Annotated in this window: 14 protein-coding genes; 11 read left to right on the forward strand and 3 right to left on the reverse strand. The window is 67.4% G+C overall.

The features are described from left to right. Positions 1 to 19 precede the first annotated feature (19 nt). From OKQ63_RS24770 to OKQ63_RS24785, 4 genes are all read left to right on the forward strand, one after another. Entirely contained in the window at positions 20 to 1,720 is a 1,701-nt protein-coding gene (locus OKQ63_RS24770) for an AMP-binding protein (protein WP_264214561.1), read from the forward strand. A 97-nt stretch (positions 1,721 to 1,817) separates the two neighbouring features. Further along, positions 1,818 to 3,176 (forward strand): sigma-54-dependent transcriptional regulator, encoded by a 1,359-nt coding sequence (locus tag OKQ63_RS24775; protein WP_264214562.1) that lies wholly within the window; start codon positions 1,818 to 1,820, stop codon positions 3,174 to 3,176. Positions 3,177 to 3,179: 3 nt separating this feature from the next. Further along, a complete protein-coding gene (locus OKQ63_RS24780; protein ID WP_264214563.1) occupies positions 3,180 to 5,144 on the forward strand; it encodes a sensor histidine kinase in 1,965 nt (654 codons plus the stop codon). A 250-nt stretch (positions 5,145 to 5,394) separates the two neighbouring features. Next, entirely contained in the window at positions 5,395 to 7,116 is a 1,722-nt protein-coding gene (locus OKQ63_RS24785; protein ID WP_264214564.1) for an OFA family MFS transporter, read from the forward strand. A gap of 129 nt (positions 7,117 to 7,245) precedes the next feature. On the opposite strand, the gene OKQ63_RS24790 is transcribed toward OKQ63_RS24785, so the two are convergent. Next, positions 7,246 to 7,767: a winged helix DNA-binding protein gene (locus OKQ63_RS24790; RefSeq protein WP_264214565.1), complete on the reverse strand. Its 522-nt coding sequence runs from the start codon at positions 7,765 to 7,767 to the stop codon at positions 7,246 to 7,248. 169 nt (positions 7,768 to 7,936) lie between these two features. Between OKQ63_RS24790 and OKQ63_RS24795 the strand changes: the two genes are divergently transcribed. From OKQ63_RS24795 to OKQ63_RS24820, 6 genes are read left to right on the forward strand one after another with little or no spacing between them, the layout of a single operon-like run. Beyond that, on the forward strand, positions 7,937 to 8,908 hold the full coding sequence (locus OKQ63_RS24795) for a TRAP transporter substrate-binding protein (protein WP_264214566.1): 972 nt from the start codon (positions 7,937 to 7,939) through the stop codon (positions 8,906 to 8,908). Positions 8,909 to 8,966: 58 nt separating this feature from the next. Continuing rightward, a complete protein-coding gene (locus OKQ63_RS24800) occupies positions 8,967 to 9,515 on the forward strand; it encodes a TRAP transporter small permease (RefSeq protein ID WP_264214567.1) in 549 nt (182 codons plus the stop codon). Between the two features lie 9 nt (positions 9,516 to 9,524). After that, positions 9,525 to 10,820, forward strand: coding sequence for a TRAP transporter large permease (locus OKQ63_RS24805; RefSeq protein ID WP_264214568.1), 1,296 nt, complete (start codon positions 9,525 to 9,527; stop codon positions 10,818 to 10,820). After that, positions 10,820 to 11,566: a 5-oxoprolinase subunit B family protein gene (locus tag OKQ63_RS24810; RefSeq protein WP_264214569.1), complete on the forward strand. Its 747-nt coding sequence runs from the start codon at positions 10,820 to 10,822 to the stop codon at positions 11,564 to 11,566. Before OKQ63_RS24805 ends, OKQ63_RS24810 begins: the two co-directional genes overlap by 1 nt. Further along, on the forward strand, positions 11,563 to 12,579 hold the full coding sequence (locus OKQ63_RS24815; protein WP_264214570.1) for a 5-oxoprolinase subunit C family protein: 1,017 nt from the start codon (positions 11,563 to 11,565) through the stop codon (positions 12,577 to 12,579). The genes OKQ63_RS24810 and OKQ63_RS24815 overlap by 4 nt, the downstream gene beginning before the upstream one ends. A gap of 9 nt (positions 12,580 to 12,588) precedes the next feature. Continuing rightward, positions 12,589 to 13,362 (forward strand): LamB/YcsF family protein, encoded by a 774-nt coding sequence (locus tag OKQ63_RS24820; protein WP_264214571.1) that lies wholly within the window; start codon positions 12,589 to 12,591, stop codon positions 13,360 to 13,362. A 45-nt stretch (positions 13,363 to 13,407) separates the two neighbouring features. Here the strand turns inward: OKQ63_RS24820 and OKQ63_RS24825 are convergent, their stop codons facing one another. Next, a complete protein-coding gene (locus OKQ63_RS24825) occupies positions 13,408 to 15,804 on the reverse strand; it encodes a thiamine pyrophosphate-binding protein (RefSeq protein ID WP_264214572.1) in 2,397 nt (798 codons plus the stop codon). A gap of 127 nt (positions 15,805 to 15,931) precedes the next feature. Here OKQ63_RS24825 and OKQ63_RS24830 point away from each other — a divergent pair, with 127 nt between their 5' ends. After that, entirely contained in the window at positions 15,932 to 16,396 is a 465-nt protein-coding gene (locus tag OKQ63_RS24830) for an Lrp/AsnC family transcriptional regulator (RefSeq protein WP_264214573.1), read from the forward strand. A gap of 20 nt (positions 16,397 to 16,416) precedes the next feature. Here OKQ63_RS24830 and OKQ63_RS24835 read toward each other — a convergent pair whose 3' ends face one another. Further along, entirely contained in the window at positions 16,417 to 17,619 is a 1,203-nt protein-coding gene (locus OKQ63_RS24835) for a methionine gamma-lyase (protein ID WP_264214574.1), read from the reverse strand. Positions 17,620 to 17,691 lie beyond the last annotated feature (72 nt).

Consider the following 17,691-nt stretch of genomic DNA (forward strand, 5'->3'; position numbering starts at 1 on the left):
TGCCAAGCAGAGACCATCCATGACCGATCCGCATTCCAGCCTCACCACCCCCGCCAATGGCCTGTCCCATGTCCGCGGGCCCGCGCAGCCGCCGCTGCAGCACATCACCATCCCGGACCTGCTGCGGCAGGCGGTTGACCGGCATGGCAGCCGCGAAGCGCTGGTCTTTGCCGCCGCCGGGCTCCGGCTGACCTATGCCGAACTGGCGCAAAAGGCGGATGAGTTGGCGGCGGGCCTGCTGGAGCTGGGGGTCGCCAAGGGCGACCGGGTCGGCATCTGGTCCCCCAACCGCTGCGAATGGGTGCTGACGCAGTTTGCCACCGCCCGGATCGGCGCCATTCTGGTGACGATCAATCCGGCCTACCGGCTGGCGGAGCTGGAATATGCGCTCAACAAAACCGGCTGCAAGGTGCTGATCGCGGCGGAACGCTTCAAAAGCTCCAACTACCTGGGGATGATCCGCGAACTGGCGCCCGAGCTGGCAAGCGCCGCCCCCGGCCAGCTGGCGGCGGCACGGCTGCCCGCCCTGCGCCATGCGGTGGTCATGGCGCCAGACCCCGGCCCCGGCATCCTGCCCTTCGAGACCCTGCAGGCGATGGGCGCGGGCGCCGGCCCGGCGGCGCTGGACGCACTCAGCGCCGGCCTGACACCGGAGGAGGCGATCAACATCCAGTTCACCTCCGGCACCACCGGCCTGCCCAAGGGCGCGACGCTCACCCACTTCAACATCGTCAACAACGCCCGTTTCGTCACCAGCCGCATCAATCTGACCGCGGCCGACCGGCTGCTGATCCCGGTGCCGCTTTATCATTGCTTCGGCATGGTGATGGGGGTTCTGGGGGCGGTCTCCAAGGGCGCCGCGATGATCTTTGCGGATGAGGCGTTCGAGCCGGCCGCCGTGCTGGATACCGCCGCCGCCGAACGCGCCACCGCGCTCTATGGCGTGCCGACCATGTTTGTCGCCATGCTGCAGGAGCTGGACCGCGCCCCGCGCGACATCTCCTCCTTACGCACCGGCATCATGGCCGGCGCCCCCTGCCCGATCGAGATCATGCGCCGGGTCAGCCGCGACATGCACATGGATGAGGTGACGATCTGCTACGGCATGACCGAAACCGCGCCGGTCTCCTTCCAGAGCTTCACCACCGACCCCGCAGAGAAACGCTGCACCACCGTCGGCCGCGTGCATCCGCATCTGGAGGTGAAAGCCGTGGACCCCGAAGGCCGCACCGTTCCCGCGGGCGAGCGCGGCGAGCTGCTGGTGCGCGGCTATTCGGTCATGCAGGGCTATTGGGACGATGCCGCTGCCACGGCGGCCGCCGCCACGGACGGCTGGATGCGCACCGGCGACCTTGCCACCATCGACGCAGAGGGGTTCTGCAGCATCACCGGGCGGCTCAAGGACATGATCATCCGCGGCGGCGAGAACATTTACCCGCGCGAAATCGAGGACTTCCTGCTCCGCCACCCCGGCATCGGCGATGCCCAGGTCTTTGGCGTGCCGGACAAGACATTCGGCGAACAGATCTGCGCCTGGGTCGTTCCCGCCCCCGGCGCCGCCCTCACCGAGGACGCGGTGCTGGACCATTGCCGCGGCCAGATCGCGCATTTCAAGATCCCGCACTATCTGCGCCTCGTGCCGGAACTGCCGATGACCGTTACCGGCAAGCCGCAGAAGTTCCGGATGCAGCAGGAGATGATCCGCCAGCTGGAGCTCTGACGCCGCGGCGTCCCGTGCCGCAATCCGGCCCGCTGCCTCGACAAGCTGCGGCAAAGCGGCGATAGTCCGCTGTGCCTTCCTCAGAACAGCGGCGAGTATGACAGACACAGATTTGGCCCGGCTGACCGATCCGCTCGCATGCGCCAGCATCCTCATCGTCGATGACGAGCCCGGCATGCGCAACTTTCTGGTCAAGACCCTGCGCCCGCTGTGCCGGCTGGTGGACGAGGCCGAAAACACCGTAGCCGCCGCCGCGCTGCTCAGCACCCGGCAGTACGACGTGATGATCCTCGACAACATCATGCCCGGCCAGAAGGGGCTCGACTGGCTGGCAGAGCAGCGCCGCGACGGCGGCTTCACCGACACCATCCTGATCACCGCCTATGCCGATCTGCAAACCGCCATCGACGCGCTGCGCGCCGGGGCCTCGGATTTCGTGCTGAAGCCGTTCCGCTCCAACCAGATCCTCAACGCCCTGCGCCGCTGCCTTGAGACCGCCCGGCTGAAACGCGAAAACATGCTGCTGCGGCGCGAGCTGGAAGCCACCGGCGTCGGGCGGCGGCGGCGGCGCGAGCTGGTCGGCACCTCGCCCGCCATCGCCCGGGTCTGCGCCCTGCTCGACCGGGTGGCGCAGGTCTCCACCCCGGTGCTGATCACCGGCGCCTCCGGCACCGGCAAGGAGGTCGCCGCGCGCCACCTGCACGCGCTCTCCAGCCGCGCCGGGGCGCCCTTTGTGCCGGTGCAATGCGGCGCCATACCGGCGGATGTGATCGAATACGAGCTGTTCGGCCACGCCCCCGGCGCCTTCCCCGGTGCGCCTGCAGGCCGCGAGGGCCTGCTGGCCTCGGCGCAGGGCGGCACCGTGTTCCTGGACGAGATCAGCGAGCTCAGCCCCTCGGCCCAGGGGGCGCTGCTGCGGGTCCTGGAGGACGGCCGCATCCGCCCGATCGGCACCGAGCGCGCGGTGCAGCTGGACCTGCGCTTCGTGATGAGCTCAAGCCGCCCGCTGGCCGAAGCCGTCGCCGCCGGCCGGTTCCGCGAGGACCTGCTGTTCCGCATCAACGTGATCGAAGTGCCGATGCCGCCCCTGCGCGAGCGCGGCCCCGACATTGTCGAACTGGCCGACCTGTTCCTGGCCGAGATCGCCGCCCAGCTGCAGCTGCCGCCGCTGGAGCTGCCCGCCGGCGTCAAATCCGCCCTGCTGCGGCACGGATGGCCGGGCAACATCCGCGAGCTGCGGAATTTCGTCGAGCGCTCGCTGATCTTCGGCAGCTTTTCCCTCGACACGCTGGCGCCGCCCCGGCCCGCCGCCGCCATCCTGCCGCTGGAAGAGGTCGAGCGCCGCGAGATCCTGCAGGCGCTGGAGGCGGTCGGCGGCAACCGCAGCGAAGCGGCGCGGCAGCTGGGAGTTTCGCGCAAGACCATCGACCGCAAATGCGCAGCCTGGGGGCTCTGAGCCATGCGCCGCCTGCGCCCGCTGCTGCAATCCGTCCGGGTCCGGCTGCTGGTGATCGCGCTGCTGCCGATGCTGGTGCTGATGCCGCTGCTGCTGGGCATCGCCACCTGGCGCTGGTCGGACAAGATCGACGGGCTGCTGATCAGCAAGGTGACCGGCGACCTGACCATCGCCGACCAGTACCTGGCCCGGCTGATCGCCACCTCGGGCGAGCAGCTGGACGCGGTGGCGCAATCCGTCCGCTTCCGCGAGGCGCTGGCGGCGGGTGGCACCGCCGGTTTCCTGGCCCGGGAACAGGACCGGCTCGGCCTTGATTTCCTCTATCTCGCGGACCCTGGGGGGCGGCCCGGATTTGCCCCTGCGGACTGGCCCGTACTGGACAGCGCCCTGGGCGGCCAGTGGCACAGCGCCGTCGACATTCTGGACGCCGCGCAGCTTGACACGCTGGCCCCCGGCCTCGCCGCCCGCGCCGCCATCCCGCTGGTCGCGACCGAAGCGGCCGTGCCGACCAGCCGCAGCAGTGAAACCCGCGGCATGGTCATCCATTCGGCGGCGCCGGTGACGCTGCCGGACGGCCGCCGCGCACTGCTGGCCGGCGGGCGGCTGCTGAACCGCAATCTCGACTTCATCGACACCATCAACGCGCTGGTCTACCGCGCGCAAAGCCTGCCGGAGGGCAGCCAGGGCACCGCCACGCTGTTTCTCGAGGACGTGCGGATCTCGACCAACGTGCGGCTGTTCGAAAACGTGCGCGCCCTCGGCACCCGGGTCTCGGCCGAGGTGCGCGGCCGGGTGCTGGGCCGCGGCGACATCTGGCTCGACCGGGCCTTTGTGGTGAACGACTGGTACATCTCCGCCTATGAGCCGATCCTCGACAGCCGCGGCCACCGGGCCGGCATGCTCTATGTCGGCTTTCTGGAAACCCCGTTCCGCCAGGCCAAACGCCAATCGGTGCTGGCGCTCGGGGGCGCCTTCCTGCTGATCGCGGCGCTGTCGGTGCCGATCTTCCTGCGGTGGGCCGGGCGCATCTTCCGCCCGCTCGAAGGCATGACCCAGACCATCGCCCGGGTCGAGCAGGGCGACCTCGCCGCCCGCAACCGCCTGCAGGAGGACAGCGGCGAGATTGCCCGGGTGGCGTCGCATTTCAACAGCCTGCTGGACCAGGTGCAGGAGCGCGACCGGCAATTGCGCCACTGGGGCGAAAGCCTCGAGGCCAAGGTCGAGGAACGCACCGCCGACCTGCGCGAGGCGAACCGGCGGCTGGAGCGGACCACCGAACGGCTGATCGTCTCCGAGAAGCTCGCCGCCGTGGGCGAGATCACCGCCTCGGTCGCGCATGAGATCAACAACCCGGTGGCGGTGATCCAGGGCAACCTTGACCTCGCCCGCACCGTGCTGGGCGATCAGGCCCGCCCGGTCGAGGAGGAGTTCCGGCTGATCGATGATCAGGTCTACCGGATCGGCGTGATCGTCTCCAAGCTGCTGCAGTTCGCCCGGCCCGAGGAATATTCCGGCGCCGCCGGGCTGATCTCCCCGGCCGAGGTGCTGTCCGACTGCCTGGTGCTGACCCGCCACCAGATCGAGGCCGCGGGCGTCACGGCAGAAACCCGCCTGACCAGCACCGGCGAAGTGCGGATGTCGCGCACCGAACTGCAGCAGGTTCTGGTCAACCTGATCCTCAACGCGGTGCAGGCGATGCCCGGCGGCGGCCGCCTGACCCTGACCGCCGAGGATGCCCCGGACGGCGTGCTGCTGACAGCCCGGGACACCGGCACCGGCATCCCGCCGGAGGTCCTGAGCCGCATCTTCGATCCCTTCTTCACCACCAAGCAGGCGCAGGGCACCGGGCTGGGCCTGTCGATCAGCCACCAGCTGGTGAGTCGCGCAGGCGGCCGCATCAGCGCGCAGTCGCAGCCCGGACAGGGCAGCCGGTTCGAAATTTTTCTGCCCTCGCCTGCCGCCGCCTGATCCGGACAATATGGCGCAGATTTGCGGCACACCGCCGCCAGGGTGCAGACAGAATGTCCCGCAACTCGTGGCACAGGGTTGCCACTCCCGGACAAAGTGACCTAATAAGTTATTGTTATTGCTAAATTATTCATTTGACAGCTGGGCCAGTTCTCCGCCTTTGTCAAGCTACGGCGCATTGCCGCACGCCATTCCGGACAGCCGCAATAGGAGGTTGCAGCCGCCGGAACAGCACTAGGGAGGACACCATATGAGCAACCGATCACCCGGCCGGCTGGGTTTTCTGCACAAGGATCACATCACCGCCAAACCCGGCTTCAACCGCTGGCGGGTGCCGCCGGCATCCATCGCCATCCACCTCTGCATCGGCTCGGTCTATGCCTGGTCGGTGTTCAACCCGCCGCTGACCCGCGAACTGGGGGTGGTCGCCTCCAGCGCCGACGACTGGAGCCTGGCCTCGGTGGTCTGGATCTTCTCGGTGGCCATCGTCTGCCTCGGGCTGGCCGCGGCCTTTGCCGGCAAATGGCTGGAAGAGGTCGGCCCCCGCCTGGTCGGCGTGGTTGCGGCCCTGCTGTGGGGCGGCGGTTTCATTGTCGGCTCCTTCGGCATCTCCAGCCATCAGCTGTGGCTGGTCTACCTCGGCTACGGCGTGCTGGGCGGCTGCGGCCTGGGGCTCGGCTACGTGTCGCCGGTCTCGACCCTGATCCGCTGGTTCCCCGACCGCCGCGGCATGGCCACCGGCATGGCCATCATGGGCTTCGGCGGCGGCGCCATGATCGCGGCGCCGGTCAAGGGCTGGCTGCTGGATCTCTATGAAACCGCCCCCGCCTATCTTGGCGCCAAGGACACCGTGCAGACCGTGGTCGAGAACGGCCGGGTGTTTGCGGAAACCGCGCAGGGCAAAATCGAGGTGGTGATCGCCAGCGCCGCCCAGGCTGCCGAGTTCGGCGGCGAGGCCGGCGCCTATGCGGTCGGCACCGGCAGCACCGGCGCGGCGCAGACCTTCATGACCCTCGGCATCGTCTATTTCGTGGTGATGTTGCTGGCCGCCTTCCAGTACCGGGTGCCCGCCAAGGATTGGGCGCCGGAGGGCTGGCAGCCGAAACCCGCCGCCTCGGGGCTGGTGACGCAGAACGACGTGCATATCGACCAGGCCCTGAAGACGCCGCAGTTCTGGCAGCTGTGGGTGATGCTGTGCTTCAACGTGACCGCGGGCATCGGCGTGATCGGGGTGGCCAAGACGATGATGTCCGAGATCTTCGGCTCGGTGATGCCGCTGGTGGCAACCGCCGCCTTCGCCTCGACCTACGTGCTGATGATTTCCGTGTTCAACATGGTCGGGCGGTTCTTCTGGGCCTCCGCCTCGGACTACATCGGGCGCAAGGCCACCTATATGTGCTTCTTCGTGCTGGGCACCGCGCTGTATCTGTCGATCCCCTATTTCGCCTCTGCCGCTGCGGCCAATCCGTCGCTGATCTATCTGGCGGGCTTCTACCTGGCGACGATGCTGATATTCTCGATGTACGGCGGCGGCTTTGCCACCATCCCGGCCTATCTGGCCGACATGTTCGGCACCATGCATGTCGGCGGCATCCACGGGCGGCTGCTGACCGCCTGGTCGACTGCCGGCGTGCTGGGACCGCTGGCCATCACCTCGCTGCGGCAGATGTCGGTGACCAGCGCGGTTCAGGATCTGGCCGCCAAAGTGGACCCGGCAGCCTTTGCCGCAAAGTTCGGCGCGCCGGTGGCCCAGCTGGATCAGCTGACCGCGGCCAAGACCGTGACCATCGCCAAACTGATGGAGATCGCTCCGGCCGGCACCGTGGATCCGACTCCCGGCCTCTACAATACCACGATGTATTGCATGGCGGCACTGCTGGCGGTGGCGTTCTTCGCCAACCTGCTGATGCGCCCGGTGAAAGAGCATCACCACCATGATGAGCCGGAACTGCAGGCCGTTCCCGGCGAATGACCCCCCGCCGGGGCGCTCCAGGCGCCCCGGCACCATGCCCGGACTGCGCCGCGCCTGCTGCCAGCTGCGGCCGGCGGATTTCCCCAGGACATACGCAGATGTGCCAGCCCCGCCGCAGGGCCTCTGCCCCTAAAGCGATGCCGCGGCGCGGCTGGCCTGATCGTAATGGCCGGACAGCGCCCGCAGGCTGCGGGCCAGTTCCCGCAGGTCCTGGCCTGGCAGATCGGACCCCGCCAGACCATCCAGCAGGCATTGACGCCGCACATCGCGGTACGCCGCGCACAGCTCCGCACCCTCGGGCGATGTGCGGTAGAACACTTCCTTGCCGCGCTTTTCCGAGGCCAGCAGCCCGGCCTTCAGCAGCTTGCGCAGCCCGTAGTTCACCGTGTGGCTGTCCTCGATGTTCAAAAGGAAGCAGATGTCGGACAGGCGCTTGTCCTTGCCGCGGTGGTTGACGTTGTGCAGGATCAGGATTTCCAGCGGGTTGAGATCGGGCTGGCCGGCCGCCGCCATGCAGCGGGCGGTCCAGCGCGAAAAGGCATTGAAGGCGACGATCAGCCCGTATTCCAGTTCCGACATTTCCCAGCCCTCACCCTCGGCCAGGTGGCGGGAGGAGACGATTCGGCGGCCGTCCGGTTGGTTTTCAGCCATCAGTTGACCCTTCCTTATTGATAAAACCCCGGCGTTTTATCTGTGTGTGATCATAAAAATGCAAAGTTTCAGGGAGATCAAGCGGGCTTGCGGCTTACCTTAGCATAACGTTGACATTTTGTCAGCGTTATGGGTATAAAGTGGTAATAAACCGCATTGGGAGGATAAAATGCAGATCACGCGAATGCTGGGCGGCGCGGCCGTCCTGGTTGCCGGGCTGACAGTTTCGGCGCAAGCCGCGACCTGGGACATGCCGACGCCCTATCCGGACGCCACGTTCCACACCAAGAACATCGCTGAGTTTGCCAGCGACGTTGCCGAGGCGACCGATGGCGGGCTGGAAATCAAGGTGCATTCGGCGGGCTCGCTGTTCAAGCACCCGGAAATCAGCAAGGCGGTGCGCAGCGGCCAGGTGCCCGCGGGCGAGTTCTTCCTGTCGCTGCTGGCCAATGACAACCCGGCGTTCGGCGCCGACTCGCTGCCGTTCCTGGCGACCAGCTATGAAGAGGCCGAACGGCTGTGGGCGGCGCAGAAGGATGTGATCGGCGGGCTGCTGGACGAACAGGGGCTGATGGCGCTGTACGCTGTGCCGTGGCCGCCGCAGGGGCTCTACACCACCAAGGAAATCAACAGCGTCGAGGATCTGGCAGGGCTGAAGTTCCGCACCTACAACGCGACGCTGGAAGAGTTTGCCAACCTGGCCGGCGCGGCGCCCACCCAGGTTGAGGTGCCGGACATTCCGCAGGCCTTCAGCACCGGCCGGGTCGAGGCGATGATCACCTCGCCCTCCACCGGGGTGAACTCCAAGGCGTGGGACTTCCTGACCCATTACACCGACATTCAGGCCTGGATCCCGAAGAACATCGTGGTGGTGAACAAGCGCGCCTTCCGCCGCCTGGACGAGGCCACTCAGACTGCGGTTCTGGAAGCCGCGGCAGCAGCCGAGGCGCGCGGCTGGGAGATGAGCCGGACCGAGACCGCCGAGCAGGTCGAGGTGCTGAAGGAAAACGGCATCACCGTAAGCGAGCCGTCGGAAGAGCTGCTGGACGGCCTGCGCGCGATCGGGGCGCAGATGCTGGAGAACTGGAAGGGCGAGGCCGGGGAGGCCGGCGCCGCATTGCTGAACGCGTACCAGCAGTAACTGCAACATGGCCGGGCGCCGTGGGCGGCGTCCGGTCTCCTGGGGAGGAGGAGCAGCCATGCGGGTTGTGCTTGATTTCATCTACCGTGCGGCCGGCGGGCTGGCAGCACTGTTCATCGTGGCCATCGTGGCGCTGGTATTCGCGCAGGTCTGCCTGAACCTCGCCGACAAGATCGCGGCGGCGGTGAGCGGCAGCGGCATTGGCCTGACCATTCCGTCCTACGCCGATTTCACCGGCTTTTTCCTGGCCGCCTCGACCTTTCTGGCGCTGGCCTATGCGCTGCGCGCCGGCGGCCATATCCGGGTGACGCTGCTGACCAACCGGCTGCCGGACCGCGGCCGCGCCGCGGTGGAGATTGCGGTGACCCTGCTGGCGCTGGCGATGAGCGGTTTTGCCACCTGGTACATGGGGCTGCTCTTGCTGGAATCGCTGGAATTCGGTGACCGCAGCGCCGGCATGGTGTCGGTGCCGCTGTGGCTGCCGCAGGCGCCGGTGGCTCTGGGCCTTGCCATCCTCACCCTGGCGCTGGCGGACGAGCTGGTCTGCATGTTGCGCGGTGCGCTGCCCTCCTGGGAGGGCAAGGGCGAAAATCTTCTGAGCGAATAGGGGATCACCATGTCGATTGCCGCGCTTTCCATCATTCTTCTGGTCCTTCTGTTCCTGTTCCTGGGGGCCGGCCTGTGGGTGGCCTTTGCCCTGCTGGGCGTGGGCGTCGCCGCGATGGCGCTGTTCACCGAGGCGCCGCTGGGGCTGGTGATGGCCACCACCATGTGGGGCCACAGCAACTCCTGGGCCTTGGCGGCGCTGCCGCTGTTCATCTGGATGGGAGAGATCCTGTTCCGCTCGCGCCTGTCGGAGGACATGTTCACCGGGCTGTCGCCCTGGATGAACCGGCTGCCGGGGCAGCTCTTGCATGTGAACGTCTTTGCCTGCGGGATCTTTGCCGCGGTGTCGGGGTCGTCCGCCGCCACCGCCGCCACCATCGGCAAGCTGTCGATCCCGGAGCTGTCGCGCCGCGGCTATCCTGAAAAGCTGGTGATCGGCACGCTGGCCGGTTCCGCCACGCTGGGTCTGCTGATCCCGCCCTCGATCATCCTGATCGTCTATGGCGTGGCGACCGAGCAGTCCATCGCCCGGCTGTTTGTCGCGGGCGTGCTGCCGGGCGTGCTGCTGGTCGGCCTGTTCGTCGGCTATGTGGTGGTCTGGGCGCTGCTGAACCGCAGCCAGCTGCCGACCGAGGACATCGCCGCCACCTTCCGCGAGAAGCTGAGGCGCGCCCGCAGGCTGTTGCCGGTGGTGCTGCTGATCGGCGGCGTGATCGGCTCGATTTATGCGGGCATTGCCTCGCCCACCGATGCCGCTGCCGTGGGCGTGGTGCTGGCGCTCTTGCTGTCGTGGCAGTCAGGCTCGCTCACCCGCGAAAGCTTTACCGCGGGGCTGATGGGGGCGACCGTTACCTCCTGCATGATCGCTTTCATTCTGGCGGGTGCATCGTTTCTGACCGTGGCGATGGGTTTCACCGGCATTCCGCGCATCCTGGCGGAGTGGATCGGCTCGCTGAACCTGTCGACCTTCACACTGCTGGCGGCGCTGACCATCTTTTTCGTGATCATGGGCTGTTTCCTCGACGGGATTTCGGTGGTGGTGCTGACCGCCTCGGTGATCATGCCGATGGTGCTGGAAGCGGGCATCGATCCCTTGTGGTTCGGCATCTTCCTGGTGATCGTGGTGGAGATGAGCCAGATCACCCCGCCGGTCGGCTTCAACCTGTTTGTGCTGCAATCGCTGACCGGGCGGGACATTCTGACCGTGGCCAAGGCGGCGCTGCCGTTCTTCTTCCTGATGGTCGTGGCACTGGTGCTGATCGTGCTGTTCCCGTCCATCGTGACCTTCCTGCCGGAGCAGATGTGATGGCTGAGGAACGTGTAGAAAATCCCACCCCCGAGATCCGCACGGTGGGCGTGGACGGGATGCTGGTGAGCTTTGGCAGCCGGCTGAGCGAGCCCGCCAACCGCGCCGCCCTGGCATTCCGTGCGGCACTGGCCAAGGAAAGCTGGGACGGGGTCGAAGAGGTGTCCACCTCGCTGGTGTCGGCCTATGTGCGCTTTGACCTGCGGCATCTGGACCATACTTCGCTGCGGGCGCGGCTGAAAAAACTGCTGGCACAGCGCGACTGGTACGCGGCAGAGCTGCCCGGCCAGCGGCGCCTGTGGCGGATACCGGCGGTGTTCGGCACCGATCTGGCGCCGCAGCTGCCGCAGGCGGCGGAGGCCGCGGGCATGACAGAGGCAGAGGCGGTGGCCTCGCTGTCATCGGCGCGGGTGCGGGTGCAGACCATCGGCTTTGCCCCCGGCCAGCCCTATCTGGGCGAGCTGCCCGTGGCCTGGGATATCCCGCGCCAAACCCAGCTGACCAGCCGCATTCCCGAAGGCGCGCTGGCGGTGGCAATCCGCCAGCTGGTGCTGTTCTCGGTCGCCACCCCCACCGGCTGGATGCACGCGGGCCAGACCGCGGTGCGGCTGTTCCGCCCGGATGCGGAGGAACCGTTCCTGCTGCGCCCCGGCGATGAGGTGCAATTCACTTCTGTCACCCCGGAGGAGCTGCAGGGGCTGAAGCGCGATCCGCTGGGCGGCGCCAGGGCGGAGGATCTGTCATGAGCGGCACATTGACCATTCTGCGCGCCGGGCCGGGGGTGACGGTGCAGGACGGCGGCCGCCCGGGCTGGCTGGAATACGGGGTCTCGCGCGGCGGCGCTGCCGACCGGCTGGCATTGGCAGAGGGCGCGGCGCTCTTGGGGCAGGGCGCCGAGATGGCCGCGGTCGAGATGGCCGGCATGGGCGGCGAGTTCCAGGCGGACAGCGATCTGCGCATCGCGCTGACCGGCGCGCCGATGCGGGCGAGCATCGACGGCGCGGCGGTGGCCTGGAACGCCAGCCACCTGCTGCCTGCCGGGGCGCGGCTGGCAATCGGCGCGGCGCGCAGCGGCAGCTACGGCTATCTGCACGCGGGCGGCGGGTTTCAGACGCCGGAGCATCTGGGCGCGCGCGCGGCGCATCTGGCGGCGGGCATCGGTGCGCCGCTGGCCGAAGGCGACGTGCTGGAAACCGGCCCAGACAGCGGCCGCGGCACCGGGCTGGGCCTTGCGCCGGACGACCGGTTCGAAGGCGGCACCGTGCGGGTGGTTGCCAGCCTGCAGACCGCGCTGTTTCCAGAGACCGAACTGACGCGCTTCGAGCAGACCACCTTCCGCCGCGGCGCACGCGGCAACCGGATGGGTGTGCCGATAGAAAGCAACGGCGAGGGGTTCCGCACCGAGGGCGCACGTTCGGTGGTTTCGGAGGTGATCGTGCCCGGCGACATCCAGGTGACCGGCGATGGCACGCCTTATGTGCTGCTGTCGGAATGCCAGACCACCGGCGGCTACCCGCGGATCGGCACGGTGGTGCCCTGCGACCTGCCGCGGCTGGCGCAGGCGGCGGCGGGGACCGCGCTGCAGTTCCGTTTCATCCCGCTGGAGGAGGCGGTAGAGCTGGAACGAGCCGAGGCGGAGCGGCGCGCCGGCCTGCGCAGCCAGTGTTATCCGCTGATCCGCGATCCACGCAGCATGTCCAACCTGCTGTCCTATCAGCTGATCAGCGGCGCGATTGCCGGTGAAGAAGATGTCTTGTGAGGAGATGACATGACCCGAACTGTCGATCTGAATGCCGATATGGGCGAGAGCTTTGGCGCCTGGAGCCTCGGCGATGATGCCGGGCTGCTGGATATCGTGACCTCGGCGAACATCGCCTGCGGCTATCACGCGGGCGATCCGGATGTGATGGCCGCGACGATGGAACACGCGGTGGCCAAGGGCACCGGCATCGGCGCGCATCCGGGCTTTCCCGACCTGCAGGGCTTTGGCCGCCGCCGGATGTCGGTGCCGCACGGGACGCTGGCCAATATGGTGCGCTACCAGCTGGGCGCGGCGCAGGCGATGGCGCGTGCTGCCGGAGGTGAAGTACGGCACCTGAAGCTGCACGGAGCGCTGGCCAACATGGCGTCCGAGGACGCGGCGATGGCGCGGGCCTGCTACGAGGCGGCCCTGTCGGTGGACCCGGATATCATCGTGATGGTGCTGGCGGGCACCGCGCAGCAGCAGGCGGCGCAGGAGCTGGGCTGCAAGACCGCCTGCGAGATCTTTGCCGACCGGGCCTATAACGATGATGCGACGCTGGTGGACCGCAGCCTGCCCGGCGCGGTGATCCACGACCCGGCAGAGGCCGGGCGGCGGATGGTGGAGATGGTGCGCGAAGGCGCCATCATCACCGCCAGCGGCAAGCGCATCCCGGCGCGGATCGACACCATCTGCCTGCATGGCGACACGCCGGCCGCGGTGGCGATTGCCGCCGATGTGCGCCGCGCGCTGCAGGACAGCGGCGTCGCGCTGGCCAAGTTCAGCGGCGCGGTGCTGTGACCGTTGCGGCGGGGGCCGCTGGCCCCCGCCGGCTTCCGCCAGACCTCAGCTGCGCACCAGTGCGGCAAAGGCGCCGCGGGCAGCTTGCTTGCCTGCGGTGAGGCCGTTCACCTTTTCGACGATGGCGGCGGCGTCGATGCCGTGGTGGCGGTAAAGGTCGCCGATGGTGCCGGTCTGGCCGAAATGCTCGACCCCCAGCGGGATCGTCCGGTGGCCGGCCACCCCGCCCAGCCAGGCCAGGGTGGCCGGGTGGCCATCGATCACGGTGATGATCCTGCAATGCGGCGGCAGGTCCTGCATCAGCGTCTCAATGCGGGATACCGCGGCGGCATTGCCGCGCGAGCGCGCCCGCTGGGCGGCGGTCCAGCCCGCATTCAGCCGGTCGGCGGAGGTCACCGCCAGCACGCCCACGTCACGGCGGTCTTCGGCAATCATGCCCGCGGCCTTGATTGCCTCGGGCGCCACCGCGCCCTGGTAGGCAATCACCACCTCGCAGTTCGGCCCCGGCGGACGCAGCCAGTAGCCGCCATCGATGGTGCCCTGGCCGAAGGTGTCATCCACCCGCTTGCCGGGCTGTTCCACCGGGTTGGTGGTGAGCCGCAGATAGACCGAGCCGCCGGTCTCATCCCTGAGCCAGGTGCGCTCGTCCGGGTCGCCCTCGCCATCGCGCTGCACATAGTCGAAGGCCCATTGCAGGATCACCGCCAGCTCATCGGCAAAGGCCGGTTCAAATGCCGCCAGCCCATCCTGGCTCATGCCGATCAGCGGCGTGCCGATGGACTGGTGCGCGCCGCCTTCGGGGGCCAGGGTGACGCCCGACGGGGTGCCCGCCAGGATGAACCGCGCGTCCTGATAACAGGCGTAGTTCAGCGCATCGAGGCCGCGGCTGACAAACGGGTCATAGACGGTGCCGATGGGAATCAGCCGCTTGCCGAACAGCGAATGCGACAGGCCCGCCGCACCCAAGAGCAGCATCAGGTTCATCTCGGCGATGCCCAGTTCGATATGCTGGCCCTCGGGCGTGAACTCCCATTTCGCGGTGGAGGGGATGCGGTGCTCGATAAAGGCGTCGGCCTGGGTAGTGCGGGAGAACAGCTTGCGCCGGTTCACCCAAGGCCCCAGGCTGGTGGTACCGGTCACATCGGGCGAGGTGGTGACGATGCGGTCCGCCAGTTCGCTGCTGCCCTTCGACAGATCGTCGAGGATCCTGCCAAACGCCATCTGGGTTGAAATCTCGCGGCCGGTGGCGGCGGTAATTTCCGGCACCGGCAGCCGGGCATCTGCATAACGGCGGGTGCCCTTGGCAAAGAACGGCACCCCAGACAGGAATTTGTGCAGGGCTTCCGGGTCCTGCACGGTGGCGAAGGGCTCCCACTCCTGCCCCTCGGGCACGTTCATATGGGCCTGCCACCTGGCAAACTGGGTGGCATTCATCAACCCGCCGTGGTTGTCCTTGTGGCCCGCAATCGGCGTGCCCCAGCCCTTGACCGTGTAGGCGAGCAAACAGACCGGGCGGTCGTGGTCGATGGCGGCAAAGGTTTCGGCCATCGTCTCGACGCAGTTGCCGCCGAGGTTTTCCATCAGCGCCGCCAGTTCGGCGTCGCTGCGCCGTTCGATCAGGGCGGTGGCGTCGCCCTGATCGCCAAGGTCGTCCAGCAGCCTCTGGCGCCAGACCGCGCCGCCCATAAAGGTGAGGGCGGAATATTCCTGGTTCGGGCAGGCGTCGATCCAGCCGCGCAGCTTATCGCCGCCCGGCTCGGCAAAGGCGGCGCGTTGCAGCACGCCGTATTTCGCCCGCACTACATCCCAGCCGAAGGCACCAAAGATCTTCTCGATCCGCTCGAACAGGCCTTCGCGGACGATGCCGTCCAGCGACTGGCGGTTGTAGTCGATGATCCACCAGCAATTGCGCAGATCGTTCTTCCAGCCTTCCTGCAGGGCTTCGTAAATGTTGCCCTCGTCCAGTTCGGCGTCGCCGACGAGGGCGACCATGCGGCCCATCGGGGCATCGGCGCCCCAGCTTTTGGCCTTGATGTAATCCTGCACCAGCGAGGCGAAGGAGGTGATCGCCACGCCAAGCCCGACAGAGCCGGTGGAGAAATCCACGTCGCAGGTGTCCTTGGTGCGGCTGGGATAGCTTTGCACCCCGCCGAAGCCGCGGAAGTTCTCCATCTTCTCGCGGGTCTGGTTGCCCATCAGGTATTGCAGGGCGTGAAAGACCGGCGCGGCATGGGGTTTCACCGCCACCCGGTCCTCGGGCCGCAGGGCGGAGAAGTAGAGCGCCGTCATGATCGACACCATCGAGGCCGAGGACGCCTGATGCCCGCCCACCTTGATGCCGTCCGCCTTGGGCCGGATGTGGTTGGCGTGATGGACCATCCAGTGCGACAGCCACAAGAGCCGCTGTTCAATGGTCTTGAGATGATGCGTCTTCGAGGTCATGTCAGTCTCCCTTTGCGCAAGACTAGGCTTTTCTTCGCGGCTGCAGGCGCTAATTTCAGTGCTGTTTGACAGGTTTTGCGCAGGAATCCGGCGCCGATACCCGATTGCTTGAAGGAAACCGCCCCAGATGAGCGATTTACTGGATGATACAGACCGCCGTATTCTTGCCGGGCTTCAGGCTGACGGCCGGCTCTCCCACCAGGAGCTGAGCGACCGTGTCGGCCTGTCGCCCTCTCCCTGCGCCCGCCGGATCAAAAAGCTGGAGGCCGAGGGCTTCATCACCGGCTACAGCGCGCGCATCGACGAGGCCAAGCTGGGCTTCACCTTCAGCGTCTTTGTTTCGGTGCGGCTGGACCAGCAGATCGACGACCGGCTGGTCTCCTTCGAAAGCCAGGTGAAGCTCTGCCCCGAGGTGGTGGACTGCTGGCTGATGACCGGCAATTTCGACTACCTGCTGCGGGTGGCGGTGCGGGACCTGCATGAGTTCGAGCACTTTCTGACCGGCCGCCTGACCAAGATACCGGGCGTTGCTTCGCTGGAATCCTCGATCCCGATCCGCCGGGTCAAGGACCAGGCCGCGCGCCTGTACTGACAGAGCGCGGCCAAGGATCCTCAGGCCGCTTGCGAAGCTTCCGGGCCAGGCAGCGCCTGCTCCAGGTCGGCGATGATGTCTGCGGCGTCCTCCAGCCCGACCGACAGGCGGATCAGCCCGTCGCTGATGCCGTGTTCGGCGCGCTCCTCGGGGGTGTAGGTCGAATGGGTCATCGACGCCGGGTGCTGGATCAGGGTTTCGGCGTCGCCCAAAGACACCGCGCGCTGGATCATCTGCAGGCGGTTCATGAAGGCAATGCCGCCCGCCAGGCCGCCCTTGGCCTCAAAGGCGATCATGGCGCCGGGCTGGTCCATCTGGCGCTCGGCGATGCCGTGCTGGGCAAAGCTGTCAAGGCCCGGGAAAGACACCGCGCCGACGGCCGGATGCGCTTCCAGATAGGCGGCGACGGTGCGGGCGGTGGCGCAATGGCGGTCCATCCGCAGGTTCAGGGTCTTCAGCCCGCGCAGGATCAGCATCGCGTTGAAAGGCGCCATCACCGCGCCGGTCATGTCCTTCATGCCGACGAGGCGGATGTCGGCGATCTGTTCGGCGGTGCCGACGGCCAGACCGGCCACCACATCGCCATGGCCGCCGAGGTATTTGGTGGCGGAGTGCAGCACGATGTCGGCGCCGTGTTCGATCGGGCGGGTCAGATAGGGGGTGGCATAGGTGTTGTCGACCACCACCGTGGCGCCGGCGGCATGGGCGATTTCAGCAGTGGCGGCAATGTCGACCAGCCGCATGTTGGGGTTGGCCGGAGTCTCGAAATAGACCACGCGGGTCTTGTCCGACACCGCCGCGCGCAGGTTCTCCGGGTCGGTCATGTCGACATGGGTGATGGTGACGCCCCATTTCGCCAGTCCGTGGCGCATGAAGGCAAAGGTGCAGCCGTAAAGCGTCTTGTCGACGATGACCTCATCGCCCGGCGACAGCAGCGTCCACAGCACCGCGGTGATCGCGCCCATGCCGCTGGACAGGGCGAGGCCCGCCTCGGCGCCTTCCAGCACCGCGATGCGCTGTTCCAGCAGATCGCAGGTGGGGTTGGAGATGCGGCTGTAGATATGGCCCGCGCGCTCGCCCGCAAACATCTCGCCGCCGGCTTCGGCGGTCTCGAATGTGAAGGTCGACGTCAGATGCAGCGGCGGCGTCAGCGCGCCCTCGTTCTGTTGCGGGTCATAGGCGTGGTGAATGGCGCGGGTGGCAAATCCTGCGGAACGTTTCATGGCAAGCTCCTTATACCTGTTGCCGCCATTTTACGCTTGATCGCGGGGCAACGGATTGCAAATCATGCCAGT

The sequence above is a fragment of the Leisingera thetidis genome, from assembly GCF_025857195.1.
In the GTDB taxonomy this organism is placed as follows: domain Bacteria; phylum Pseudomonadota; class Alphaproteobacteria; order Rhodobacterales; family Rhodobacteraceae; genus Leisingera; species Leisingera thetidis.